We start from the raw sequence: 24,930 nt of genomic DNA on the forward strand, positions 1-24,930 counted from the left end.
AGAGGATCTCCGTCCTTTCTCGAGAGGATCTCGGAGGCTCCGAGCCGACGGAGATCCTCTCGAGAAAGGACGAACTTCCTCTCGAGAAAGGACGAACTTCCTCTCGAGAAAGGACGAACTTCCTCTCGAGAAAGGACGAAGATCCTCTCGCGAAAGGGTTGGGGGTCAGGCGGAGACTGGCGCGCCGAGGCGCACCCGCTCGCCCGTCGTGGCCGAGACGGTCGCGGCGTCCGCGAGCACGAGCGCCTCGCGCCCGTCCCGCAGCGACGGGCTCGGCGCCACGCCCGACTCGATCGCCGTGATGAAGTGGTCGAGCTCGGCGGAGTAGGCGTGCTCGTAGCGCTGGAGGAAGAAGTCCAGGTACGGGCCCGACGAGCCGGAGACCCCGCGCCCGTTGAACCGGACCGCGGTGGCCGTGTGGTTGGCCGCCTCGAGCGAGCCGAGCGGACCGAACGCCTCGAGCCGCTGGTCGTAGCCCGCCGCGCAGTGCCGCGAGTTGATGATCGTGGCGACCCCGCCGTTGGCGCCGCGCAGCGTGACGACGGCCGCGTCGAAGTCGCCGATCGCCGCGATGTCGGGGTCGAGGTTCTGCCCGACGGCGGACACCTCGGTGATCTCCCCGAGCAGGAACCGCGCCATGTCGAAGTCGTGGATCGTCATGTCCCGGAAGATCCCGCCCGAGCCGACGAGGTACGGCGCGGGTGCCGCCGCCGGGTCGCGGCTGATGATGGTGAGCTGCTCGAGCGCGCCGATCTCGCCGTCGGCCACGCGCCGCGCGATCTCCGCGAACCCGGGGTCGAAGCGCCGGTTGAAGCCGACCATCACCCGGTCGGCGCGGTCGCCGACCGCGGCCAGGCACTCGTCGACCCGCGCGAGGTCGAGGTCGACCGGCTTCTCCGTGAGGACGGCCTTGCCGGCCTCGACGGCGGCCACGATCTGCGGGACGTGGAACCGGGTGGGCGAGCCGACGATGACGGCGTCCACGTCGGTGGCGGCGAAGACGTCGGCCACGTCGGTCGTGGACCGGACGCCCGACGAGCCGACCGAGCCGGCAATCCGGGCGGCGGCCTCGCCGTCGGGGTCGGCGACGAGCGCGAGGCGCGCCGCGGGGTGGGCGGCGACGGACCGCGCGTGCACGGCGCCGATGCGGCCGGCGCCGATGATCGCGAAGCTCAGCATGAGGGTCTCCAGGCTGGTCGAACGGGTGGGCAGGGGTTGGAAAGATCGAGGGCGCGGCGCCGCGGCTACTTCTGCGCGTCGCCCGAGAAGTGGAAGGACACGGCCGCAGGCCCCGCGTCCCGGTGCGGCCAGCGCTGCGTGACCACCTTGCCACGCGTGTAGAACCGGATCCCCTCGGGCCCGTACACGTGGCTCTCGCCGAACAGCGAGTCCTTCCAGCCGCCGAAGCTGTGCCACGCGACAGGCACCGGGATCGGCACGTTGACGCCGACCATGCCGACCTTCACGCCGCGCCGGAACGTCCGCGCCGCCTCGCCGGAGGCGGTGAAGATCGCGGTCCCGTTGCCGTAGGGGTTCGCGTTGACGACCTCGATCGCCTCGGCGAGGCCGGACACGCGCACGACGTCGAGCACCGGTCCGAAGACCTCCTCCTCGTACACGGTGTGCTCGGGCGAGACGTGGTCCACGAGGGTCGGCCCCACGAAGAAGCCGTTCTCGTAGCCGGGCACGACGTACCCGCGGCCGTCGACGACGAGCGTCGCGCCCTCGGCCTCGGCCGAGTCGATGAGCCCCTCGATCCGCGCCTTGGCGGCGGCCGTGATCACCGGGCCCATCTCGGCGCCCGGCTGGTCGCCCGCCGACACCTTCACGGAACGGGCCCGCGCCGCGAGGCGCTCGACGAGCGCGTCCGCGACGGACTCCTCGACCACCGCGACCGACAGCGCCATGCACCGCTCGCCCGCGGCGCCGTACCCCGCTGCGACGAGCTGGTCGGCGGCGTCGTCGAGGTCGGCGTCGGCGAGCACGACGCCGTGGTTCTTCGCGCCGCCGAGCGCCTGCACGCGCTTGCCCTGCGCGGCGGCGACGTCGTGCACGTACCGGGCGATCGGCGTCGAGCCCACGAACGAGACGGCCGCGACGTCCGGGTGGTGCAGCAGCGCGTCCACGACGACCTTGTCGCCCTGGACCACGCTGAACACGCCGTCGGGCAGCCCGGCCCGCTGCCACAGCCGCGCGAGGAAGAGTGAGGCGCCCGGGTCGCGCTCGGACGGCTTGAGCACGAACGCGTTGCCCGTGGCGATCGCCACGGGCGCCATCCACAGCGGCACCATGACGGGGAAGTTGAACGGAGTGATGCCGGCGACGACGCCCAGGGGCTCGCGCCAGGAGAACACGTCGATGCCGGTCGCGGCCTGGTCGGACAGCTCGCCCTTGAGCAGCTGCGGGATGCCGCACGCGAACTCCACGACCTCGAGCCCGCGGCCGATCTCACCCTTGGCGTCGGGGATCGTCTTGCCGTGCTCGCGGCTCACGAGCGCCGCGAGCTCGTCGGTGTGCGCCACGAGCAGCTCGCGGAACCGGAACAGCACGCCGGCTCGCTTGGCCAGCGACAGCTGGCCCCAGCTCTCCGCCGCGCGGGCCGCGGAGGCGACGGCGGTGTCGACGTCGTCGACGTTGCCGAGCGCCACTGCGCCGATCACCTCACCCGTCGAGGGGTCGAAGACCGGCTGCTCGGCGTCGCCGGTCGAGGCGCGCTCGGCGCCGTCGATCCAGTGCGTCACGGTCGTGCTCGCAGTCGCGGTCGAGTCAGTGGGAGCGGAGGTGGTGGGCGTGGTCGCGGTCATGGCGGGCTCCTTCGGACGGGTCACAGGTAGGTGCGCTGCGCGGCGCGGGCTGCGGTGTACTCCGCCCGGGCGCGCTGCGTGCTGGGCAAGGTGGAGGTCTCGGCGACCGGCACGTCCCACCAGGCCGAGCCCGGCGGGTTGGGGCCGTACAGGTCGGTGACGGCGTGGACGATCGTCGTCTCGTCGGCAGCGGCCGCCTCGAGGTACGCCGCGCGGAGCTCCTCGGGCGTGGTCACCCGGATCACCCGGACGCCGAACGACGCGGCGTTGGCGGCGAGGTCGACCGGGGTGGGCGCGCCGTCGAGCGCCCGCGTCCCGGCGTTCCGGGTGCGGAAGCGCGTGCCGAACCGCTGCGAGCCGCGCGACTCGCTCAGCGCGCCGATCGAGGCGTACCCGCCGTTGTCCAGCAGCACGAGCACGACGGCGAGCCCCTCCGACACGATCGTCGCGATCTCCTGCGGCGCCATCTGGTACGTGCCGTCGCCGACGATCGCGACGACGGTCGCGTCCGGCCGCGCGAGCTTGACGCCGAGCGCCGCGGGGATCTCGTACCCCATGCAGGAGTAGCCGTACTCGAGGTGGTACTGCTCGGGGCTGCTCGCGCGCCACAGGCACTGCAGGTCCCCGGGCATCGAGCCGGCCGCGTTGATGAGCACGTCCGTGGGGCGCATGAGCTCGTTGAGCACGCCGAACACCTGAGTCTGCGCCATCGCGGTGCGCTCCCGGCGGGGCGCGCCGGTCTCGTCGACAGCGTCGTCGCCGCCCTCGCCCTGGCCCGCCTCCTCGAACGTCCCGTCGTAGCAGGCGTCCGTCACGCCCTGCCACGCCGCGACGCGCTCGGCGATCTCGTCGCCGTAGCCGTCCTCCGGGCGGTACCCGGCCAGCGCGTCGGCCAGCGCGGTGAGCCCGGTCCGGGCGTCCGTGACCACCATGTCGGCGGCGTGCTTCGCGGCGTCGAACGCCGCGACGTTGAGGTTGACGAAGCGGACGTCCTCGTGCGCGAAGACGGTGTGGCTCGCCGTCGTGAAGTCCGTCCAGCGGGTGCCCACGCCGATCACGACGTCGGCGCTCGCCGCGAGCGCGTTCGCCGCGTCGTTCCCGGTCGCACCCACCCCGCCGACGGCGAGCGGGTGGTCCCAGGGAAGAGCACCCTTGCCGGCCTGCGTGTCCGCGACGGGGATGCCGGTCGCCTCGGCGAAGGCGCGCAGCGCGTCGCTCGCCTGCGAGTACACGACGCCGCCGCCCGCCACGAGCAGGGGACGCCGGGCCGAGCGGATGGTCGCGACGGCGCGCGCCAGGGCCGCGGGCTCGGGCACCGGCCGCGCGACGTGCCACGTGCGGTCGCGAAAGAACTCGCGCGGCCAGTCGTAGGCCTCGGCCTGCACGTCCTGCGGCAGCGCGAGCGTCACGGCGCCGGTCTCCGCGGGGTCGGTGAGCACCCGCATCGCCTGCGGCGCGGACGCGAGGAGCATCTCGGGGCGCCAGATCCGGTCGAAGTAGCGCGAGACGGGGCGGAACGCGTCGTTGACGGTGACGTCCGGCCCGAGCGGGTGCTCGAGCTGCTGGAGCACGGGGTCGGGCAGCCGGGTCGCGAAGACGTCCGAGGGCAGCAGCAGCACGGGGATGCGGTCGATCGTCGCGAGCGCCGCGCCCGTGACCATGTTGGTCGAGCCCGGGCCGATCGACGCCGTGCACGCGAACGTCTGCAGCCGGTTGGTCGTGCGCGCGTACGCGACGGCAGCGTGCACCATGCCCTGCTCGTTGCGCGCCATCAGGTAGGGCAGCTCGTCCGGCCCGTGCTCCTCGCCGGCGTACCCGGCCTTGACGGCCTCGACGTGCGCTTGGAGCAGGCCCTGCCCGAGACCGGCGACGTTGCCGTGGCCGAAGATCCCGAAGACGCCGGCGAAGAGGCGGCGGCGCTCGCCGTCGCGCTCGGTCCACTGGTGCGCGAGGAAGCGCACGAGCGCCTGGCCCGTGGTGAGGCGGACGGTGGCGCTGGTCATCTCGACTCCTTGACATCGGACGTGGGCTGGTGGGTGAGCCGCGGGTCGACCGGCTGGTCCGGCCACGTCGCGCGCACCCAGGCGAGCGCGGGGTCGTCGGTCGAGAGCCAGCGGCCGTCCGTGGCCGGGCCGGCCATGACGTTGAGGTAGTACAGGTCGAAGCCCGGCGGCGCGGTGCACGGGCCGTGGAAGCCGTGCGGCACGAGCGCGGTGTCGCCGGTGCGGACCTCGGCGAGCACGTCGATCGGGCGCTCGGGCGTCCCGTAGGTGCGGTGGTACCCGACGCCGGGCGTGCCGTCCGGACCGTCGGCGACCTCGAAGTAGTAGATCTCCTCGAGCTCGCGCTCGGCGGAGCCGTCGGCGTCGGAGTGCACGTCGTGCTTGTGCGGCGGGTAGGAGGACCAGTTCCCGCCCGGCGTGACGACCTCGCAGACGAGGAGGTGGTCGATCGCCACCTCGGTGTCGAGCGTGTAGTTCGTGACCCGACGGCTCGCGTCCCCCGCGCCGCGCAGGTCCACCCGCGCCGAGGCGGCCGGGAGGACCTGCAGCGGGAGCGCGCGGCTCGCGCGCGCCGTCGCGAGGGCGACCCGCACTGTTCTCGGCTCAGCCGGCGGCTCCTGGGTCGACTCGTGCTGCACTGACGCCCCCGGCGCCGCCGTCACCGTCACGACGGCCCCGAGCGGCAGGTACGCGACGTCCGTCGGCCCGGCGAACACCGACGCGCGGCCCGTCAGCGTGACGGTTCGGCTGCTGGTCCGGTCCGCCTCCGCGGCGCTCGGGTCGGGGAGCTCGACGGCGAGCATCACCCCGCCGCGCAGCGGCACCACGAGCGCCTCGTCGCGGTCCAGGGCCCACGTGACGCTCGGGGCGTCGGGGCCGAGCTCGACCACGCGCAGCCCGCTCCACGCCCAGCCCGCGGACTCGGGCGTGACGTCCACGACCTGCGGCCCGTCGCCGGCCCGCCGGACGTACCGGTCGGTGTCGTTCATCCTCACCTCGTCACTGATGGTGGTCACTGATGGTGTTGCTGCTGGATCTGCCTGATGCCGCCGGTAGCTCGCTACAGCAGCGCGACGGTCGCGTCGACCGCGGCCGCCACGTCGCCGTCGGGCGGGTACAGCAGCGAGCGCCCGACGACGAGCCCGCGCACCCCGGGCAGCGCGAGCGCCGCCTGCCAGTCGGCCAGGGTGGCCTCCTGGTCCGCGCCGACCTCGCCGCCGAGGATGAGCGCGGGCAGCGTGGTCGCCGCCATCACGCGCTCCATCTCGGGCACGTAGGGCAGCTTGAGCCAGGTGTACGCGGACGTGCTGCCGAGAGCCGACGCGATCGCGGTGGAGGTGCGCACGGCGTCGGTGCTGAGGTCGTTGCGCACCCGGCCGTCGACGCGGCGGGACAGGAACGGCTCGACCATCGCGATCCGCCGCTCGGCCGCGAGGGCGTCGACGGCGTCCGCGCACGCGTGCAGCGTGGCGAGGCTGCCCGGGTCGTCGAGGTCGAGCCGGAGCAGCATCTTGCCGCCGTCGAGGCCCGCCGCGAGGATGCCGGGCGCGTCGTAGCCCGTGAAGCGGTCGTCGAGCTCGAACGTCGCGCCGTGCAGGCCGCCGCGGTTCATCGAGCCGAGCACGAGCCGGCCGTCCAGGGCGCCAAGCGCGGCGAGGTCCTCGACGAGGTCGGCGGTGCCGAGGAACCCGTGCACGCCGGGTCGGCCGAGCGCCACGACGATCCGGTCCAGCAGGTCGAGCCGGTCGGCCATCGCCATCGGGTCCCCGCCGGCGCCCAGGGCACCCCGGCCGGGGTGGTCGGCCGCGATGACGAGGAGCTTCTCGCCGTCGGGCACGCCCGCGAAGGGCCGGCGCTGGGTGAGCAGCGCGCGGAAGGCGCCCGGGTCGGCGAAGCGCAGGGCGGTGAGGTCGCGGGTGGACAGGTGCGTCCGGGGCGCGGCGGTCATCGCAGCCCCGCCGGGACGCGGCCGAGCGCGAGGACCTCGCGCACCTCGGACTCGGTGGGCATCGCGGTCGAGCACGCGAGGCGGGACGCGACGATCGCGCCCGCGGCGCTCGCGAACCGCAGCGTCTCCTCGAGCGACCAGCCGGCCAGCAGCGCGTGGCAGAGCGAGCCGCCGAACGCGTCCCCGGCGCCGAGGCCGTTGACGACCTCGCACGGGGTGGCCTCGACCTCGACCCGCTCGTGCGCGGTCTTGCCGAGCACGCCGCGCGGCCCCTGCTTGACGATCGCGATCTCGACGCCGGCCGACAGCAGCGCGTCGGCCGCGCGGTCCGGATCGGTCTCGCCGACCGCGACCTCGCACTCCTCACGGTTCCCGACGGCGACGCTCGCCGTCGCGAGGACGCGTCCCACGCCGTCGTGCGCCGCAGCGGGGGAGTCCCAGAAGGTGGGCCGGTAGTCCAGGTCGAGCACCGTGCGACCGGGGTGCCCGGCGCGCTCGGCCATCGCGACCCGGTGCATCGTCGCGCTGGGCTCGCGGCTGAGCCCGCTCGCGCTCACCCAGAGCAGCGTGGCGCCGCGGACGGCGTCGAGATCGAGGTCGTCCGGGCCGATGCGCAGCTCGGGGGAGGGCTCGGCGCGGTAGAAGTAGAGCGGGAAGTCGTCCGGCGGGTGGATCTCGCAGAACGCCAGCGACGTGGCGACGTCCGGGAGGGCGAGGACGCCGCCGTCGTCCACGCCGAACTCGCGCAGCGCGCGGGCGACGTAGCGGCCGAACGGGTCCTGGCCGACTCCGGTCACCACGCCGGAGCGTCGGCCCAGCTTGCTTGCGGCGACCGCGACGTTCGTGGGGCTGCCGCCGAGGAACTTGCCGAAGGTCGTGACGTCCTCGAGGCCGACGCCGATCTCGAGGGGGTAGATGTCGACACTGCTGCGTCCGATCGTCAGCACGTCGAGGTCCGCCTGCATGGCACTCCTTCGTCCAGGCTCCTGGGCGCGCGCCGGTTCTGCGCGCCTGCACAGCATATGTCAGGACATCCATGCAAGGGAAGCGGTATCGTGATGATTCCCCGGATTTGTCAGGACGTGTGTTCAACCTGAGGTCCGATTGCTCTACGCTGACCCCACACCGACGACCGACGGAGGTTGCCGTGGCCGACCCTTTGCGCATCGATCTCGACCGATCGAGTCCGGTGCCGCTCTACCACCAGGTGGCGACGGCCATCGAGGCGCACATCGAGGACGGCACGCTGCGCCCCGGGGCCTTCCTGGAGAACGAGATCGCGCTCGCCGCCCGGCTCGGGATCTCCCGCCCCACGGCGCGCCAGGCGCTGCAGGAGCTCGTGGACCAGGGCCGGCTCATCCGCAAGCGCGGGGTGGGCACGCAGGTCGCGCCCGACCGCATCCGCCGCCTCGTCGAGCTCACCTCGCTCCAGTCCGACCTGCAGCGCGCCGGTCGCGCACCGAGCACCGAGGTGCTCGGGTGGGAGCAGGTCGACGCGGACGCCGAGGTCGCCGGGCTGCTCGACGTGCCCGTGCACACGCCCGTCGTGTGGGTGCACCGGCTGCGCAGCGCGGACGGCGAACCCCTCGCATTGATGGCGAACGTGCTCCGCGCGGACATCGCGCCGTCGGCCGAGGAGCTCTCGACGTCGGGGCTCTACGACGCGCTGCGGCTGCGCGGGATCCAGGCCAAGGTCGCGCGGCAGCGGATCGGTGCGCGGGCCGCCACCACGGCGGAGTCGCGCTCCCTGCACGAGCCCGCCAAGGCCGCGCTCCTCACGATGGAGCGCACCGCCTACGACGAGTCCGGCGCCGTCATCGAGTTCGGCCGGCACGTCTACCGGGCCTCGCGCTACACGTTCGACACGACGCTGTTCAGCCACTGACCTCGCGCGTGCCCGACGGCGAAGGCTCGCCCTGCGCGGTCGGCTCGCCCGCGGTCGCCGCGCCCTCGCGGGCCGCGTCCTTCGGGGGCTCGCCCTGCGAGACCGCACCCGACGGCGCGAGCGGGTGCTCGCCGTCGTGCGCCTCGCTCGTGGTGCCCGACGGCGAGGGCTCGCCCGCGGCGTTCTTCGCGCCGCCCACCCAGCCGCCCGCCTCGACGGCGTCGCGATCGCCCGTGAGCCACCGCAGCCAGCGCGCGCCGGGGTCGCCCTCGAGGACGACGGCGCGGACGAGGAGCGTGAGCGGGATCGACAGGATCGCGCCGAGCGGGCCGATCACGAACGACCAGAAGATGACCGACATGAAGCTGAGCGTCAGGCTCAGGTTCACCGCGTCGGAGACGAACTTCGGCTGCACGAGGACCTGCAGCACCACGTTCACGACGCAGTAGATGGCCACGACGGCGAGGGCCAGCGGCCACCCGCCGATGACGAGCGCGAGCAGCGCGGGTGGGACGAGCCCGAGCACGAACCCGATGTTCGGCACGAAGTTGGTGACGAACGCGAGGATGGCCCAGACCATCGCCGCGGGCACGTCGAGCAGCCACAGCGCGATGCCGTCGAGGATCGCGACGACCGCACCGAACGAGGCGTTGACCACGTAGTAGCGCCGCACGTTGGTGGTGTAGGCGCCGAACCGGGCGAGCGGGCGGCGGGCGCCGGGGCCGTAGGTGTGCTCGGCGTGGGAGTACCGCGCGGCGTCGGCCGCCATGAAGATGACGTAGGCGAGCACGAAGAAGAACGACGTGAGCACGGACAGCGCGGTGCCGCCGAGCGACTGCGCGAGTCCGGCGATCCTGCCCGGATCGAGGAACGAGGCAATCGCGTCCGACGCCGGCTCGTCCAGACCCACCTGGACGAGCCAGTCCTGCAGACTCTGGGCCGTGCCGACCAGCTCGTCGCCGAACTCGGGCAGCAGGTCCACGAACCGCGCGCCCGCGAAGACGAGCATGAGCGCGAGCGCCGCGAGCACGAGGTAGGCGGTGACGATGACGGCGGTCGTGGCGAGCCAGCTCGGCCAGCCTCGGCGCTCGAGCGGGTGGCGCACAGGGTGGCAGATGATCGCCACGACGGCGCCGAGGGCGAGGGGACCGATCACCTCGCGGGCCGCGGACATGCCGGCGAAGACGATGATCGCGGCGGCGGTGCCGAGCAGGACGGTCATCGTGGGGGAGAGCGGCGAGCGTGCGACCCGTCCCGTCTCGGGGGCGGCGGAGCGGTCGGGCGCAGGGCTCGTCACAGCGTCACAGTAGCGAGACGCACTCGGCACCCGGCACCGGTTACCGTGTGCCCGTGACGGCCGAGACGGCAGCGGCTCCCGCGCCGACGACAGCACCGCCTCGCCCCACCTGGCTCCGCGTCCCGGTCTGGGCGTGGCGCGTGCTCGCGGTCTACGCCGCGAGCCGGGTGCTCGCGACCACCGCGCTGCTCATCGCCCGGAACTTCCAGGGCGAGGCGATCGAGAGCTGGTTCGGCGGGCACCCCCGGCCGCCCTACGGGGTGTTCGTCTCACGGTGGTGGGACGGCTGGTGGTACGAGCAGATCTGGGCGCACGGCTACCCCTCGACGCTGCCGATCTCGGACGGCTCGCTTGCGCTCCCGGCGGGCGTCGTCGACCTGAACGAGTGGGCGTTCTTCCCGCTCTACCCGATGCTCGTCAAGGCCGTCACCGCGGTCACCGGCGGGACGTGGGTCGTCGTCGCGCCGCTCGTGGCCCTCGTGCTCGGCGCGGCCGCGCTGCTGGTGGTGCACCGGGTCGTCGAGGTGGCGGCGCCCCGGGCGGTCCAGGCGCGGCCAGGCCTGCCGCTGGCCACGGTGGCCGTCGTCGCGTTCTTTCCGCCCGCCGTCGTGTTCCAAACTGCGTACACCGAGTCGCTCGCGCTGCTGCTCGTGGCGACCTCGCTGCTCCTGATCGTGCGGCGGCGCTACGCCTGGGCGATGCTCGCCGTCGGGCTGCTCGGCTTCAGCCGCGCGGTCGCGCTGCCGATGGCGGCCGTCGTGGCGGTGCACCTGCTGCTGCGCTGGCGCGCCTCGCGCGCGAGCGGGCCAGCGCGCGAGCCGTGGCCGCGCCGCGAGGCGGTGCTCGGCGTCGTGCTGCTCGGCGTCTCGGGGCTGTCCGGCGGGATCTGGCCGCTCATCGCCGGCTGGGTGACCGGTCGGCCCACCGCCTACCTCGACACCCAGGCCGCGTGGCGGCCGGCGCGCGGGCTCGGCCTGTTCGCGGGCTGGGTGCGGGTGGAGGACTTCTCCCCGCTCGGCGTGGCCATCACGGTGGCGTCGGTCGGGCTCGTCGTGGCGCTGCTCGTGCTGCCCGCGGGCCGGCGGCTGGGGCCGGAGCTGTGGACGTGGTCGGCGACGTACGTGGCTTACCTGGCCGCCGTCGGGGACCTGATCTCGAGCCAGATCCGGTTCCTGCTGCTCGCGTTCCCGCTCGCGGCGGCGCTCGTGGGGCTCGTCACCCGGCCGCGGTGGGCCGCGCGGACGTGGCTCGCGGTCCTGCTGGTGGGGCTCGCCGTCGCGCAGGTCGCGTGGGTGTGGACGGTGTGGATCCAGGTGATGCACGAGACGACGTTCCTGCGCGCGCCGTAGCGCGCGCGGCGTCGGCCTGGCTCCCACCCTGCGTCGGCCCGGCGTCGGCCTGGCTCCCACCCTGCGTCGGCCCGGCGTCGGCCCGGCTCCCGCCCGGCGTCGGCCCTGCGTCGGCCCGGTCCGGTCGCGCGCGCCGGCCACGGAGACGAGGGCCGTGCACTTTGACTGGTCGCGCGTGCGGATTGACTGGTTGGATCGCTCCGCGTCAGATGGCGTTCCGCATCGCCGCAGGTCAGCGCTCCATGGTCCGACGCGTCCGGCGAGCGATCGCAACCCAGCCAGTCAATGTGCACGGGCGACCAGTCAAAGCGCGCCAGCTCGGAGCGGAGGGCGCGCCGATCACCACCGCAGCACGGGCCACATCAGCCAGCCGGCCGCCGCGCTCGCGCCGGCGATGACGAGCAGGAACGTCCCCACCCACCACCAGCCGGGCCAGCCGGTCAGCCGCGCGAGCACCGCGGGGTCGCTGCCCTTGGGCGAGCCGGCCACCGCGAACCAGTGCCGCCAGGCGCCCAGCAGGAGCAGCACGGCGACGGCGAGCAGCACCCCGGCCGAGCGCGCGTCACCGCGCCACCACCAGAGCACGCCGGCGACCGCGCCGACCAGCAGCGTGGTGCCCGCCGTCGACCACGACCGGACGAAGACCAGGCTCAGCAGGCAGATCAGCGCGACGGCGCCGAGCGCCGCCGGCGCCCAGCCCGTGAGCGCGGTCCAGACCAGTCCCGCGCCGATGACGGCGGGAGCGGGGTAGCCCGCCCAGGTGGTGAGCTCGAGGCCGGGGCCACGCGGCTTGCCGACGGTCATCGCGTGCCCCGACATGTCCGCGCGCACCACGAACCCCGTGAACCGGCGGCCCACCAGGATCCCGACGGCGGCGTGCCCCAGCTCGTGCACGAACGTCACGAGGATGCGGGTCGCACGCCACAGCTCGGGCACGGCGACCAGCACCAGCCCGACGGCGAGCACCGCCCACGGCAGCCACGTCGGGTCCCAGGTGGTCACGTGGGTGACCGGGTCGGTGGGGCCCGCCGTCGTGCGCTCGACAACGGCGCGCCACCAGGGCGCGTCGGCCCACGGGAGGGTCAGCCGGATCACGCGGGGGGCACCTGGCTCGAGGCGGTGGGGGCGGTCGCGGGGTGCGCGGTGGCGGGCTGCGCGTCGTCGGGCTGGACGGCGGTGGTGGTCCCGACGACGCCCTGCCCGGTGGAGGTGAGCGCCGCCGTGGTGGGCTGCTCGCCGTCGGGCTGGACGGCGGCGGGCGTCTCGCCCCAGGTCTCGCCCCACTCGACCTTGCGCGCCGCGCGGAACGCCGCCTTGTCGCGCTTGCTTACGGTGCGCTCGACGCGCTCGCCCGACGGCGTGCACAGCTCCAGCCGCACGTGACCAGGGTGCGTGGCCGGGTGGCGCAGGACGCGGGCGTCGTGCCGCACGGGATGGCGCGCGGGGTCGCGGACGGCGGCGACCCACGCGAGCTTCTCGTCCTCGTAGGAGAGCTCGCCGCCCTTGGCGACGCGGTGCTCCCGGGTGCGCGGCAGCCGGACGGCGGCGTGGCACCAGTCGCTCTCGCGGCTGGCCACCGGGCAGGCGAGGGCGTGCGGGCACGGGCCGGCGAGGGTCCAGCCGGCGGCGAGCAGCGCGTCGCGCACCGCGAGGATCCGGCGGTAGCCCGCGGGCGTGCCGGGTTCGACGATCACGACGGCGTCGCGTGCCCTGGCCGTCAGCGTCGCCACGACGGCGGCCCGTTGGGCTTCGGTGAGCTCGGACAGGACGTAGGCGGTGAGGGCGACGTCGACGTCGACGTCGAGGGCGGGGGCTGGCGGTGCGGGCCGGGGGGCCGTGGGCTCGGACGCCGTGGATGTCGGCGTTGCAGGCCCGGGTGTTGCGGACTCATCGGGCCGGCGTTCAGGCGCAGGCGCCGCGTGCGTCGGGGTTGGGCGCGCGGCGTCGCCGAGGTGGGTCTCGACGGCGAGCCCGCTCGCGCGCAGCAGCCGCTCGGCCGCGGCGAGCGCAGGCGCGGAGTAGTCGCGCAGCTCGGCACGCTCGAGGCTCGGCCAGGTGTCCCACGCCGCCCACGTCGCGGCGCCGGTCCCGGCCCCGACGTCGAGCAGGCTCACCGGCTCGAGGCTCGGCACTGCGGCGGCGAGCTCGCCCAGCGCGAACCGGGCGGCCGCGTACGTGGCGGGCATGCGGGTGGTCAGGTAGGCGGCGGCGTCGGGCGCGTCGGCGATGATCGGGGCGTCCGCCGGGTGGTCGGCGAGGTAGCGCCGGGAGAGCCGCTGGGCTCGAGCGGCGGTGCCGGTCGTTGTGCCGCCTGGTGTGGTGCTGGTGGGTGTGGTGCTGGTGGGTGTGGTGCTGGTGGGTGTGGTGCTGCCCCTGGCTCCTCCGCGGCTGGCCTGGCTCAGTGCCTCGTCCAGCGCCACAGCGAGCGCGCGCGGCAGGGCGATCGAGGCGGGCACCGGCTCAGTCTCCCAGGCTCGATGCGCGGACGACGGCAGGCAGCGCCCATCGGGACCGCCTACCGTGTGGGCCGTGACCGCCGACCCGTCGTCCGGCTCTGCGCCGACCGTGCCTGCCGCCCCGTCCGGTGTGCGCGCCGCGCAGGCAAGCACGAGCTCAGCACCAGAGCCGACTCCGTTCGACCAGCGCTCCTACCAGGTGCGCCTCGACTGGGGCGTCGACGGACTCGCCCGGCTCGCGCCGGCCGACGTCGTCGTGGTGGTCGACGTGCTCCGGTTCTCCACCACGGTGACGCGGCGCCTCGAGCATTCCGCCGATGCCGTGTCCCTGGACGCCGACGCCGACGCCATGTCGACCAACGGCGCCCCGCTGGCCCGCGCTGCGGAGGCGAGCGGCGCCGTCGTACTGCTCGGCGGCGTGCGCAACGCGACGTCCGTCGCGCGCGCGTGCCTGGCCATCCAGCACGAGCGCGCCGCTCGGACGAGCGTCGCGGTGATTCCCGCCGGTGAGCTCACGGGCCGCGAGCCGGGAGCGACGCTGCGGTTCGCCGTCGAGGACCTGCTGGGGGCCGGCGCGGTGGTCGCGGCGCTCAGCGCACTCGGCACCGACCACACGTCGCCCGATGCCGCCGCGGCGTGCGAGGCGTACGTCGGGCTGGGTCGCGCGGTGGCGCACCTGCTCACTGCGAGTGGGTCGGGGCTCGAGCTCGCCGAGCGCGGGCTCGGGGACGAGGTGCGTGCGGCCGCCGCGATCGACGCGACCGACGTCGTGCCGGTGCTGCGCGGGGGCGCGTTCGTCGCTCGCTGACGCGACAGCGGGACCTCGAGCGCGGAACGGATCGCTGGCTTGGCTCACAAGCCCGGATCAACCCATGATTTGTGCCGGGTTCGGAGTCGGGACCGGTACAGATCGCTGGCATCGCGACGAACTGGAACGTGAGCCCAGTGATGTGTGCCGGGTTCGGGGTCGGGACCGGTACAGATCGCTGGCATCGCCACGCACCGAAGCGTGAGCCCAGCGATTTGTGCCGGGTTGGGGCCTTGAGCCGGTGCAAATCGCTGGGTGCACGCTCGGCATTCGCGAGGTTCGGACCCCGCGAGTACCGGCGCCGCGGCGGCTACCAGCCGTTGCCGAAGCAGACCAGGGCGGCCGCGGGCGATGCACCCGGGGGGCGTGCGCCGTCGGGGCCTGCGGACCGCGCGCCGGACGTCGCGCCCAGTGCGGCGAGGGCGTCGGCCGGCCCGATGCCGTCGGCGAGTGCCCGGTGCAGCGCGACGACGAGCTCGCCCGCGCTGTCCGGAACCCGTGCGGGCGCGGCGACCACGCAGCGCGCGCCCGCGTGCAGCCACGCGCGCGCCATCCCAACCGTCTCCTGACCCCACACCGCGGACGAGCGGCCGAGCTCGCACGAGGACAGCACGACGTAGCGGGGCACGTGCGCGAGCAGCTCGATGTCGTACCCGAACCACGGCCCGTCGACGAGCTCGAAGCCCGAGAACAGCGGGTTGTCTGCGGTGTGCCGGCCGTGTGCGGCGATGTGCAGTACCTCGTGGCTGTCCGCGAGGGCGGTGACGGCGGCCGCAGTCGCGCCGTCACCGGTGAGCGTCTGCGCGACTGGCCAGACCGCGGCGCACGCCTCGACCTCGGCGGCCGCGTCCGCCAGGTTCGGGCCCGCCACGAGCCCCGCCGACGCGGGTGGGGCCAGCGAGCCGGCCGGCCCCCCAGCAGGACCGATACCAGCACTCACAGCAGCAGCACTCACACCAGCAGCACTAGCAGCCCCGGCACCGGCCTCGGCAGCACTGCCCGCAGCACCAACACCACCAACAACACCACCACCACCGTCAGCACCAGCACCGGCCCACACCCGCGCCCGCCGCAGCCAGTCCTCGAGCGTCTCGGGCACCGAGACCGCCACCGACTCCAGCCCGGGCATGAGGTTCCACGGCAGGCTCGACACCGCCGGCGGCGCCGTCACGACGAGCCGCCGCAGCCGCCCGCGCCCGCGCTTGCCGAGCCCGAGCCCGAGCGAGACCGGCCCGCGCCCGAACGAGACCCCCCCGAGCCCCAGCGGCGCGAGCAGCGCATCCGCTATGGTCGCGAGCCGCCGCCGCAGCGACGCCTGCACCGCGCCGGCCATCGCGGGCCGCAGACGTGCGGCGGCCATGTCGAGGTCGGCGAGCAGCGCGGAGACGTCCGCGGCGATCGGTGACCACGCCCCGAGCCGGACCAGGCGCGGCCCACCCGCGGCCGGGTCCAGCACCACGGCCGCGATCTCCTGGTCCGTGCGCAGGTAGGAGACGAGCACGGCCTCCTGCGCGGCGAGCGTTGCGGTCAGCCCCGCGACGTCGAGCCCGCCGCCGACCTGCGACGCCGGCCCCGACCAGGGCGAACGCTCGCGCCAGTCCGACCCCGGCGCCGCGAGCGGACGGTCGGTGGTCTCGCCGCGCCGCGCCGCCGCCAGGTCGAGCTCCGCCGACCGCTGCACGGGCGTGGTCCGCGAGACGAGGCCGCGCGTCAGCTCCGACCACGCGAGCACCGCCTCGGCGTCGCCGAGGGCCACCGCCGACGTCGTGCCCGTCACGAGAAGCCGGAGCCGGTGCACCGACATCGAGGTGCGCAGGTCGACGTCCTCGTACCGCTCCTGCCACGCCTTGACGAGGTCCATGCCCGCGCGCGCCCGACGCAGCGCAGTGCGGTGGTGCCCGTCCGCCGCGGCCACCTCCGCGCTCACCTCCTGGTAGTGCGCGCGGTCCACCACGCTCTCGTTCGCGCGCGGCCTGGCCGTCGCGAGCCGCGCTCGCGCGCCCGCCACGTCACCCCCCCGCGCGAGCGCCGACGCCTGGTAGCGCGCCAGCTGGCGCGCCGAGTCGCGCAGACCGCCGGCGGCGAGCGCGTCGCGGACCTCGACGGCGTGCCGCAGCGCCGTACGCGTCGGCGGCCCGGACGGGCCGGCGGTCCCCGCCAGCTCGAGCCGCGCGATGGCCGCCTGCGCCCGCAGGTTCCCGACGGCGTCGCCCACCCGGGCGAACCGGCGCGCCGCCGCGCGGGCGTACGGAAGCGCACGCTCGACGTCGTACAACCGGTAGGTCTTCGCGATCGACAGCTCGGCCTCCGCCTGCTGCCGCCGCCAGCGGGCGCGGCCGTACGCCGTGGCCGCCCCCTCCAGCAGCCCCACCGCCTCGCGCGGCATCCCGGCGAAGAGGAGTAGCTCGGCGTGCGCGAGGTCGCACGTCGCCGCGAGCTCGGGGCCCAGCGGCGCGAGCACGGCGCGCGCCTCGGCCATCTCGCGCTGCGCGCCGACCAGGTCCCCGCGCGCCAGGAGGACGAGCGCTGCGTTGTGCTGCGCCTTGGCCGCCCCGACGTCGTTGCCGGCCCGGCGGAACGCGTCCGCGGCGCGGGAGAAGCACGCCTCGGCGAGCGCGAGGTCCTCGGACTCGTCCGCGAGCATGCCGCGGTTGAGCAGCACGTTGGCGAGGCGGCCGGGCTCGTGGTCGAGGCCGCGCGCGGCGACGTCGAGCATCGGCGCGGCCTCGGCGAAGTCGCCGAGGTGGATGAGGACGAGCCCCAGCTGGCCCGCGAGCACCGCGGTGGTGCGCGAGGATAGCCCCGGGGTGGCGAGTGCGTCGCGGCACAGCTGCGCCGCCGTAGCCGCCTCGCCTCGCGCGGCGAGCACGTAGGCACGCGTGCCGACGACGAGCGCAGCCTGGTCGACGTCGGGATCGCGCGCGGCCGCGAGGTCGAGCAGCCGCGACGCCGTGCCGAGTCGGCCGGCGTTCGCGTGCCCGACCGCGCGGTCCAGGAGCTCCTGGGTGCTCAGCACGCTAGGCGTCGCCCCGATCCACACCCGGGTCCGCCTCGGGCCCCAGGCACAGCCCCTCCTCGCAGTCGGCGGGGTCGTGCATGAGGTGCCCCTGCAGGTTCGCCCACACCTTGGCGGCGCGCTCGGTGCCGAAGCCGGCGTCCCACGCCTCGGGCGCATCGTCGAACGCCCGCACCAGGCGCGCCGCGAGGTGCGGCGCGGCGAACGAGGTCCCGCTCCAGATCGCGAAGTGACCGCGGTAGTCGTCGGGGTCGAGGGTTTCGCGGTGCCGTCCCTTGACCACGCCGCCGCAGTCGTCCTCCTCGTCGACCCGCGCCACCGGCTCGAGCCCGCCGCGGAACGGCGGTGTCGCGCTCACCATCGCCGCCCCGGTCATCCACGTGGTGACCCAGTCGCCGAAGTTGGAGAACAGCGCGAGCGTGCCGTTAGGGTTGCGCGCGCCGACGGAGAACCACGGCGCGCCCGGCGCGGGGTCCTTGGCGAAGCGCGCAGGGGACAGCTCGCGGTTGGTCGACTCGTTGCCCGCCGACATCACCACGACGACCCCGGCGCGGGAGAACGCCTCGATCGCCGGCCGCAGCAGCAGGTCGACCGTGCCGTCGTCGTCCCAGGGGCGCTCGTGGTAGTACCCGAGAGACAGGGACAGGACGTCGACGGCGTAGGTCCCGTTCTCGATCTCGACGGCGAGCGTGTGCAGCGCGTCGTACAGGTCGCTCTCCGCGACCGCGCCGTCGCCCGCGACGACGCGCCAGGACAGGATGTCCGCGCGCGGTGCGACCTGCCGCACGATTCCCGCGATGAAGGTGCCGTGGCCGGCGACGGAGTCGAGCACGCCGTCGAACGGCTCGTACTGCCCGGGATCCGCCTCCGCAGAGAGCGTGCCGATGGTGAGCGGCGTGATGTCCTTGACGCCGGTGCGCAGCCACGGGTGGTCGCCCACGCCGGAGTCCACGATCGCGACGACGGGGCGGCGCCCGCGCTTCGGGTCCGGGCCGCGCGAGGGTCGCGGGAGCACGACGGCGACCGGCGAGCGTCCGCCGGTTCCCGGCAGCACGTAGCTGTCGGCGGGGGAGGCCAGGCCGTTCGTGCCGTAGAAGCCCTTGGGGTTGGTGCCGTAGAAGCCGAGGCCGTTGGTCCCGTAGAACCCCTTCGGATTGGCCGAGAAGGAGCCGGTCGGTCCGGTCGCGGGTGCCGTCGGCACGGGCGTGGTGAGGAAGACGGCGTGGTCGAGCGCGAGGCGTGGAAGGTCGGCGTCCGCGCGGGCCGAGGCGTCGCCACCCACCTCAACGTCCGGCTGGCCCCCGTTGCCGAGGTCCCCGGTGTCCACGTCCCTGGTGTCCAGGCCCCGACGGCGCCGGTCCCGCACGCGTGGGTCGGGCTCGCGCTCGCTGCGGACGGCCTCGACGAGGGTGAAGGCGTCGGGCGTCGTGATCCCTGCGATGCCCGGCAGCGGGACGATCTTCAGCCGCGTGACCACCTCCTCCCCGCCCTGCTCACCGTCGTTCGGCGGGATGACGACCCGGCCGCCGTCGCCGAACGAGCGGTCGACCTCGAGGAACCAGCCCAGCGGCTCGACGCGCGCGTTGAGCGCGTCGCGATACCGCTCCGCGTCCGCGCCGATGAGGAGCACCCGGTCCGCGGCGTACACCGTGGGCAGGGCGCGACCGGTCCGCGCCTGGGCGGGGTCCAGCACGGCCCACGGCACGCTCGGCCGGAGCGGCTCGTCGCCCGGCTTCTCGTCGGGCTTCTCGTCAGGCATCTCGGTTCCTTCCGGAGGGCGGAGGGCGCACAGAGCGGGGCGGAACGACGGGGTTCACTCTGGCACGACGGCGAGCACACCGTCGTGCGTCCGGCTCACCAGAGAGAGATCACCAGAGCCACCAGAGGTCAGCCGTCACGTTCAGACGGAGAAGGCCGGCGTCTCGTGGCGCAGGCCGCCCTCGAGGTCGAAGCGCAGGAGCGCGATGCCGGCCGGCACGTCGTGCAGCGCGAACCGGCCGTCGGCATCCACCGAGGCCGTGGCGAGCGGGACCTGCGGCCGACCGCCCCGGGCGGGCTCGCCGTCGGGCACCACGAGGCGCACGGTGCCGGCCGCGGCGGGGGCGACCCAGCCGTCGATCCGGCCGGGCGCGATCCGCAGCATGACGTCCAGCCCGCGGCCGGTGAACTCGATGACCGTGAGCTCGGCTCCCGCGGCGCGCACCCCGAGAGCCTGCGCGTCCGCCTCGGCGACGAGCGTGAGCAGCGCGTACTCGGTCTCGAGGTCCTCGGCGGCGCGGGCGGCCTCCACGACGGCGGCCATCTCGCGGTCGAGGCCCTCGGGCATCGGATCGAGGTCCTGCCACATCAGGGCCAGCCGGGCGAACAGCGCCTCGTCGCTCTCGTACGTGGTCATGCGACACCTCCCTGGGTGGAACCGGCGCCGGCCTCGAGGGCGGCGCGGAGCTTGGTGAGACAGCGGGCGCGGGTCGGCCCGATGCTGCCGACCGGCATGCCGAGGTGCTCCGACAGCGCGGCGTAGTCGGGTCGGTCGGAGAACGCGACGACGCGGAGCAGCCGCTGGCAGCGCTCCGGCAGGGAAGCGACGGCGGACCACAGCGAGCGGTGGTCCTCGCGCTGGGCGGCGAGGTCCTCGGCGGCCTCGCTCGCGGGCAGGACGGCGTCCCACGCCGCGTCGTCGGCGGGGACGGCCGTGCGGGCCAGGTCGGCCTCGCGGCGCAGCCGCCACGACTCCCTCCGGGTGCTCGTGACCAGCCATGACCCGACGGCGCGGGGGTTCTCGATCTCCGCCCGACGGCGGACCAGCGCCACCCACACGTCCTGGATGACGTCACGCGCGGTGTCCTCGTCGAGGCGGCACGCGCGGGCCACGTGCCACAGCACGGGGGTCATGAGGCGCACGAGCTCGTCGGCGCTCGCCGTCCCGTCGCGCCATGCGGTGAACGCGTCGGCGGCCTGCTCCCAGACGGAGGGCGGGTGGCCGCTCGGCGCGCGCTCGTCGCCCACGGTCGACATTGTCGTCATGGTAGTGGTGAGGGCGCCAGGCCTTTCCTGATACACGGCCCTCTCGGCGCACGCCCTCGCGGCGCCGCCTTCTCGGCGTCCGCCCTCCCGCCCGGCGCAGATGCGTGCTGCGCGGTGAGCGAACGCCCGCCCGACCCCGCCTCGATGAACCACGTCCGCCCTCGCGTCGGTAATACACTCACCAAGTCGCCCGACCCGAGGCGACGGCGCCAGTCGCCACACTTGACGAAGCCGCGAGGTCCCCATGACCGATCTGCTCGCGAGCTATCGCGCCGCGGGTCCGGGTCACGACGAGATGCTCCAGTCCACGGGGGCCGCGCGCGAGGCGTGGGCGCTCATGGCCGAGCTGGCCGGGCTCAGCGACGGGGTGCAGCTCGCGGACCGGGCGCGCGACGTCGCCGGGCTGCTGCAGGACAGCGGTGTGCGGCAGGGCGCCGGCCCTGAGGAGCGACCCTGGCTCCTCGACCCGATCCCCGTGCTCTTCGACGAGCACGAGTGGGCCCACGTCGAGGCCGGTCTCGAGCAGCGGGCGCTGCTCCTGGACCACCTGCTCACCGACCTGTACGGCGAGGCGACGCTGCTCACGAGCGGCGTGGTGCCGCCCGCCCTCGTGCTGGGGCACCCCGGGTTCGTCCGGGCGGTCAACGACATCCGCAACCCGGGGCCGCACCAGCTGTTCATGGTGGGCACCGACCTCGCGCGCAACGCCGACGGCACCTGGCAGGTCCTCGCCGACCGCGCCCAGGTCCCGATCGGCATGGGCTTCGCGATGCAGGACCGCCGGATCATCGCCGAGGTGCTCTCCGGGCTCTACCGCCGAGCCCGGATCCGCCGCGTCGGTCCGTTCTTCCAGGCCGTGCGCCGCGCGGTGCGCGAGGCCGCCCCCGCCGGTGCGGGACACAACCCGCGCTCCGTGCTGCTCACGCCCGGTCCGTTCTCGCCCGCCGCGTTCGACCAGGCCTACCTCGCCACGATGCTCGGCTACCCCCTCGTCGAGGGCGAGGACCTCGTGGTCGAGCGCGGCCGCGTCTGGATGCGCTCGCTCGGCCGGCTCGAGCCCGTCGACGTCATCGTGCGCCACCTCGACGCGGAGTACTGCGACCCGCTGGACCTGCGCGGGGACTCCCGGCTCGGCGTCGCCGGCCTCGTCCAGGCGGCGCGCGACGGCGTGGTGACGATCGTCAACCCGCTCGGCTCGGGCGTCCTGGACAACCCCGGGCTGCTCACCTACCTGCCCCGGATCGCGCGCCAGGTGCTCGGCGAGGAGCTGCTCATCCCCTCGACCGTCACGTACTGGTGCGGCGAGCGGTCGATGTGCTCGCACGTCATCGCCAACCTCGACCGGCTCGTGGTGCGCTCCACGGACGGGTCCCAGCCCGCGGTCCGCGGCTGGGAGCTCACGATCTCCCAGCGGGCCGACCTCGCGGTCCAGATCGCGGGCCAGCCCCACCTGTGGGTGGGCCAGGAGCGCGTCGAGGCGTCGACCACCCCCGCGGTGCACGGCGTGGCGCTCGAGGCGCGGCCGACGCAGCTGCGCACCTACGCCGTCGCGAGCGGCGAGGGTTACCAGGTGATGTCCGGCGGGGTCGCGCGCGTGGCGCGTGCCGGCAGCGACGTCGTGGACCCCAGCCCCACCGACGCCGCGAAGGACGTCTGGGTGCTCTCCTCCCAGCCGTACACCGTCACCGACCCGTGGGTCTCGGAGGACGCCGGACCGAGCCCTGCGCGCGTGCCGACGTCGATCTCGCCCGGTGCCGCCGAGGACCTGTTCTGGTTCGGCCGCTACACCGAGCGGGCCGAGGGCGTCACGCGCCTGGTGCGCGCCGTCGGGGACCGGTTCAACGACTTCGCCGCACCCTCGCAGCCGAGCGCGACGGCGTGGGCCGCCTCGCACGGCGGACGGCACGCGGGGCGTCAGTCCTCCGACGGCGTGGCGGCGCTCGCGGTCCTGTCCACCACCCTCATCGAGGTGCTCGGGCCGCACTCGCTGTCCGACCTCGTGCTCGACGCGCGCGCCGCGCCGTCGGTGGGGCACGCCGTCGCGCGCATGTCCCGGTGCGCGAACTCGGTGCGCGACCAGATGTCGACCGACACGTGGACCGCGCTGTCCTCGCTCGAACGTGCGCTGTCCACCGAACGGCGCCGGCAGGAGCGCGAGGGCACGCTCGGCACCGACACCGACGTCACCGCGATCACGGCCCGCCTGCTCGAGGGGCTGCTCGCGATCGCCGGCATCCTCGCGGAGTCGATGGTGCGCGACGTCGGCTGGTGCCTCATGGACGCCGGCCGCCGGCTCGAGCGCGCCCAGCAGCTCCTCGACGTGCTGCTCGCGACCTTCCGGGTCGAGCGCGACGCGGCGGTGGACACGCTCGTGCTCGAGTCCGTGCTGATCGCGCACGAGAGCGTCATCACCTACCGCCGCCGCTACCAGGCCACGGCCTCGGTCGAGACGGTGCTCGACCTCCTCCTCAAGGACGCGACGAACCCGCGCTCGCTGCGGTTCCAGCTGCGCAAGCTGGCCGACGCCCTGGCGCAGGTCCCCGCGTCTGCGCGCTCGACGTCGACCCGCGACTCCCTGCTCGCCGACGTCCAGGACCTCCTCGAGGAGATGGACACGGGCGCGGCGTCCGAGCCCGACGGCGAGGGGCACCGCACGCGCCTGGCCGAGAGCCTGGAGTCGATGCGGTGGCGCCTGCGGGAGCTGGGCGAGGAGATCGCGCGGGTGCACTTCACCCACCCGGTGCCCGTGCCGTGGCTCGACGCGTCCGGCACGTTCGCGCCGGTCCCGGGCGGGTCGGCGGGGGGTTCTCCGGGCGGTCTGCCGGGTGCCGGTGCGGCGGGCGACGGACGGACGACGGCGAGCCTCGCCGTCGGGCCCGACGGCGCCACTGCCGGCGCTGGGTCGGGCGGCGCGACGGGCTCCTCGGTGGGGACGGTCACCGCCGGCGCGGGCGCGCCGACCGCGGCCGGAGCCGGACCCGCGACGGCGAGCTCCGCCGTCGGGCACGACGGCGAAGCCGTCTGGAGCGAGCCCGGCCGCGGGAGGGGGGAGTCGTGATCCGCAGGCGCGAGGACGTGCAGACCCCGCGGCACTACCGGCTGGCGCACCGCACGACGTACACCTACCCCGAGGTCGTGACGAGCTCGTACGGGCGGGCGGTCATGCTGCCGCGCGAGGGCGGCGGGCAGCACGTCGTGACGTCGGCGCTGCACATCTCCCCGACCGCGGCGGAGATCGGGGAGCACAAGGACTTCCACGGCAACAGGTCCTCCTACTTCGTGGTCGACACCGAGCACACCGTGCTCGAGGTGCTGGCGGAGTCCGTGCTGACGGTGACGCGCAAGCAGGCGCAGGTCGACCGAATGCCGATGATCTCGTGGTCCCAGGCCGCGGAGGTCACGCACACGCTCGGCTCACCCGGGCGGGGGAGCTCGGCGGCGTCGCACGGGATCGGGGGCAACGCCGTGATCGCGGTGTCGGAGGCGACGCTCGCCTCGGACATGGTGGACGTCACCGAGGAGGTGCGGGAGTTCGCTGCGCCGTCGTTCGGGCCGGGGACCCCGCTCGCGCACGTGATCGCCGACCTGTGCACGCGGATCCACGACGAGTTGGAGTACAAGTCCGGCTCGACCACCGTGCGCACCACGCTGCCCGAGCTCCTCGCGCAGCGGCAGGGCGTCTGTCAGGACTTCGCGCACCTCATGATCGGCTGCATGCGGTCGATGGGACTCGCCGCGCGCTACGTCTCCGGGTACATCGAGACGAACCCGCCGCCCGGGCGGCCGAAGCTGCGCGGCGTGGACGCCTCGCACGCGTGGGCCTCGGTGTGGGTGCCGGGCGGCGGCTGGCTGCACGTGGACCCCACGAACGACCAGTTCATCGACAACCGCTACGTGGTCCTCGGCTGGGGCCGGGACTACCGCGACGTCTCACCGCTGCGCGGCATCGTGTTCACGGAGGGGCGCGGGTCGTCGCTGTCGGTGGGGGTCGACCTCATGGAGCTCACGCAGGAGGAGCTCGAGGAGGTGCGGTCCTCGCACGCGGCGACGGCTGCGGCGGGGGTCGGGGCGGCGCGCGCGCGGCGGTAGGGCTGGGGTTGTGGCGCGGCGGTAGCCGTGGGTGCGACCGCGGTGACGCGAGAGCGACTCTGCGTTCCGTCACAGCGACTTAAGCGATGACCGTCCGATCGCTCAGGCCTGTGACCTGCGGCGATGCCCGCTGTGCGCCCAGCAGTGCCAGGTCAGTCGCTGTGGCGTCACGGCCAGTCGCTGTGGCGTCACGCGCGGGCCCATCTGCCGTCGGACTGGAGACGCATCTGTCACCCCGCCTGCCTCGGGCT

Annotated in this window: 18 protein-coding genes; 5 read left to right on the forward strand and 13 right to left on the reverse strand. The window is 74.6% G+C overall.

Going from position 1 to position 24,930, the window contains the following annotated elements:
- Window positions 1-165: 165 nt before the first annotated feature.
- The 6 genes from iolG to iolC all read right to left on the reverse strand — a co-directional run bounded on the left by iolG (window position 166) and on the right by iolC (window position 7,720).
- Window positions 166-1,179, reverse strand: coding sequence for an inositol 2-dehydrogenase (iolG, locus tag AC3AQ1_RS10020; protein ID WP_108718861.1), 1,014 nt, complete (start codon window positions 1,177-1,179; stop codon window positions 166-168).
- Window positions 1,180-1,244: 65 nt separating this feature from the next.
- Window positions 1,245-2,804 carry a CoA-acylating methylmalonate-semialdehyde dehydrogenase gene (locus tag AC3AQ1_RS10025; RefSeq protein ID WP_108718862.1) on the reverse strand — a complete coding sequence of 520 codons (1,560 nt, stop codon included), beginning with the start codon at window positions 2,802-2,804 and terminating at the stop codon, window positions 1,245-1,247.
- A gap of 20 nt (window positions 2,805-2,824) precedes the next feature.
- Entirely contained in the window at window positions 2,825-4,807 is a 1,983-nt protein-coding gene (gene iolD, locus AC3AQ1_RS10030) for a 3D-(3,5/4)-trihydroxycyclohexane-1,2-dione acylhydrolase (decyclizing) (protein ID WP_108718863.1), read from the reverse strand.
- Window positions 4,804-5,796 (reverse strand): 5-deoxy-glucuronate isomerase, encoded by a 993-nt coding sequence (gene iolB, locus AC3AQ1_RS10035; protein WP_108718864.1) that lies wholly within the window; start codon window positions 5,794-5,796, stop codon window positions 4,804-4,806. The genes iolD and iolB overlap by 4 nt, the downstream gene beginning before the upstream one ends.
- A 71-nt stretch (window positions 5,797-5,867) precedes the next feature.
- A complete protein-coding gene (locus AC3AQ1_RS10040) occupies window positions 5,868-6,755 on the reverse strand; it encodes a Cgl0159 family (beta/alpha)8-fold protein (RefSeq protein WP_199916456.1) in 888 nt (295 codons plus the stop codon).
- A complete protein-coding gene (gene iolC / locus AC3AQ1_RS10045; protein WP_108718865.1) occupies window positions 6,752-7,720 on the reverse strand; it encodes a 5-dehydro-2-deoxygluconokinase in 969 nt (322 codons plus the stop codon). The genes AC3AQ1_RS10040 and iolC overlap by 4 nt, the downstream gene beginning before the upstream one ends.
- Before the next feature lie 224 nt (window positions 7,721-7,944).
- Here iolC and AC3AQ1_RS10050 point away from each other — a divergent pair, with 224 nt between their 5' ends.
- Entirely contained in the window at window positions 7,945-8,640 is a 696-nt protein-coding gene (locus AC3AQ1_RS10050; protein ID WP_281285363.1) for a GntR family transcriptional regulator, read from the forward strand.
- Here the strand turns inward: AC3AQ1_RS10050 and AC3AQ1_RS10055 are convergent.
- Window positions 8,630-9,937, reverse strand: coding sequence for an AI-2E family transporter (locus tag AC3AQ1_RS10055; protein WP_234417455.1), 1,308 nt, complete (start codon window positions 9,935-9,937; stop codon window positions 8,630-8,632). The two genes, AC3AQ1_RS10050 and AC3AQ1_RS10055, sit on opposite strands and share 11 nt — an antisense overlap.
- Window positions 9,938-9,990: 53 nt before the next feature.
- Here AC3AQ1_RS10055 and AC3AQ1_RS10060 point away from each other — a divergent pair, with 53 nt between their 5' ends.
- Window positions 9,991-11,286, forward strand: coding sequence for a hypothetical protein (locus AC3AQ1_RS10060; protein ID WP_108718867.1), 1,296 nt, complete (start codon window positions 9,991-9,993; stop codon window positions 11,284-11,286).
- 339 nt (window positions 11,287-11,625) lie between these two features.
- Here the strand turns inward: AC3AQ1_RS10060 and AC3AQ1_RS10065 are convergent, their stop codons facing one another.
- Both AC3AQ1_RS10065 and AC3AQ1_RS10070 read right to left on the reverse strand, forming a co-directional pair.
- Window positions 11,626-12,381 (reverse strand): M50 family metallopeptidase, encoded by a 756-nt coding sequence (locus AC3AQ1_RS10065; RefSeq protein ID WP_234417456.1) that lies wholly within the window; start codon window positions 12,379-12,381, stop codon window positions 11,626-11,628.
- Window positions 12,378-13,742 carry a small ribosomal subunit Rsm22 family protein gene (locus AC3AQ1_RS10070; RefSeq protein WP_108718868.1) on the reverse strand — a complete coding sequence of 455 codons (1,365 nt, stop codon included), beginning with the start codon at window positions 13,740-13,742 and terminating at the stop codon, window positions 12,378-12,380. Before AC3AQ1_RS10070 ends, AC3AQ1_RS10065 begins: the two co-directional genes overlap by 4 nt.
- 130 nt (window positions 13,743-13,872) lie before the next feature.
- Here AC3AQ1_RS10070 and AC3AQ1_RS10075 point away from each other — a divergent pair, with 130 nt between their 5' ends.
- The gene (locus AC3AQ1_RS10075) at window positions 13,873-14,550 is read left to right on the forward strand and encodes a 2-phosphosulfolactate phosphatase (RefSeq protein ID WP_108720135.1); all 678 of its coding nucleotides are present in this window, start codon (window positions 13,873-13,875) and stop codon (window positions 14,548-14,550) included.
- Between the two features lie 310 nt (window positions 14,551-14,860).
- Here the strand turns inward: AC3AQ1_RS10075 and AC3AQ1_RS10080 are convergent, their stop codons facing one another.
- The 4 genes from AC3AQ1_RS10080 to AC3AQ1_RS10095 all read right to left on the reverse strand — a co-directional run bounded on the left by AC3AQ1_RS10080 (window position 14,861) and on the right by AC3AQ1_RS10095 (window position 20,581).
- Entirely contained in the window at window positions 14,861-17,566 is a 2,706-nt protein-coding gene (locus AC3AQ1_RS10080; RefSeq protein WP_234417457.1) for a CHAT domain-containing protein, read from the reverse strand.
- 1 nt (window position 17,567) lies between these two features.
- A complete protein-coding gene (locus tag AC3AQ1_RS10085; protein WP_108718869.1) occupies window positions 17,568-19,325 on the reverse strand; it encodes a S8/S53 family peptidase in 1,758 nt (585 codons plus the stop codon).
- Window positions 19,326-19,466: 141 nt separating this feature from the next.
- Window positions 19,467-19,961: a hypothetical protein gene (locus tag AC3AQ1_RS10090; RefSeq protein ID WP_108718870.1), complete on the reverse strand. Its 495-nt coding sequence runs from the start codon at window positions 19,959-19,961 to the stop codon at window positions 19,467-19,469.
- Window positions 19,958-20,581 carry an RNA polymerase sigma factor gene (locus AC3AQ1_RS10095; protein WP_108718871.1) on the reverse strand — a complete coding sequence of 208 codons (624 nt, stop codon included), beginning with the start codon at window positions 20,579-20,581 and terminating at the stop codon, window positions 19,958-19,960. The genes AC3AQ1_RS10090 and AC3AQ1_RS10095 overlap by 4 nt, the downstream gene beginning before the upstream one ends.
- A gap of 253 nt (window positions 20,582-20,834) precedes the next feature.
- Between AC3AQ1_RS10095 and AC3AQ1_RS10100 the strand changes: the two genes are divergently transcribed.
- Window positions 20,835-23,648 (forward strand): circularly permuted type 2 ATP-grasp protein, encoded by a 2,814-nt coding sequence (locus tag AC3AQ1_RS10100; protein WP_108718872.1) that lies wholly within the window; start codon window positions 20,835-20,837, stop codon window positions 23,646-23,648.
- On the forward strand, window positions 23,645-24,679 hold the full coding sequence (locus tag AC3AQ1_RS10105; RefSeq protein WP_234417458.1) for a transglutaminase family protein: 1,035 nt from the start codon (window positions 23,645-23,647) through the stop codon (window positions 24,677-24,679). Before AC3AQ1_RS10100 ends, AC3AQ1_RS10105 begins: the two co-directional genes overlap by 4 nt.
- Window positions 24,680-24,930 lie beyond the last annotated feature (251 nt).

It is taken from the genome of Miniimonas sp. S16 (assembly GCF_057748195.1).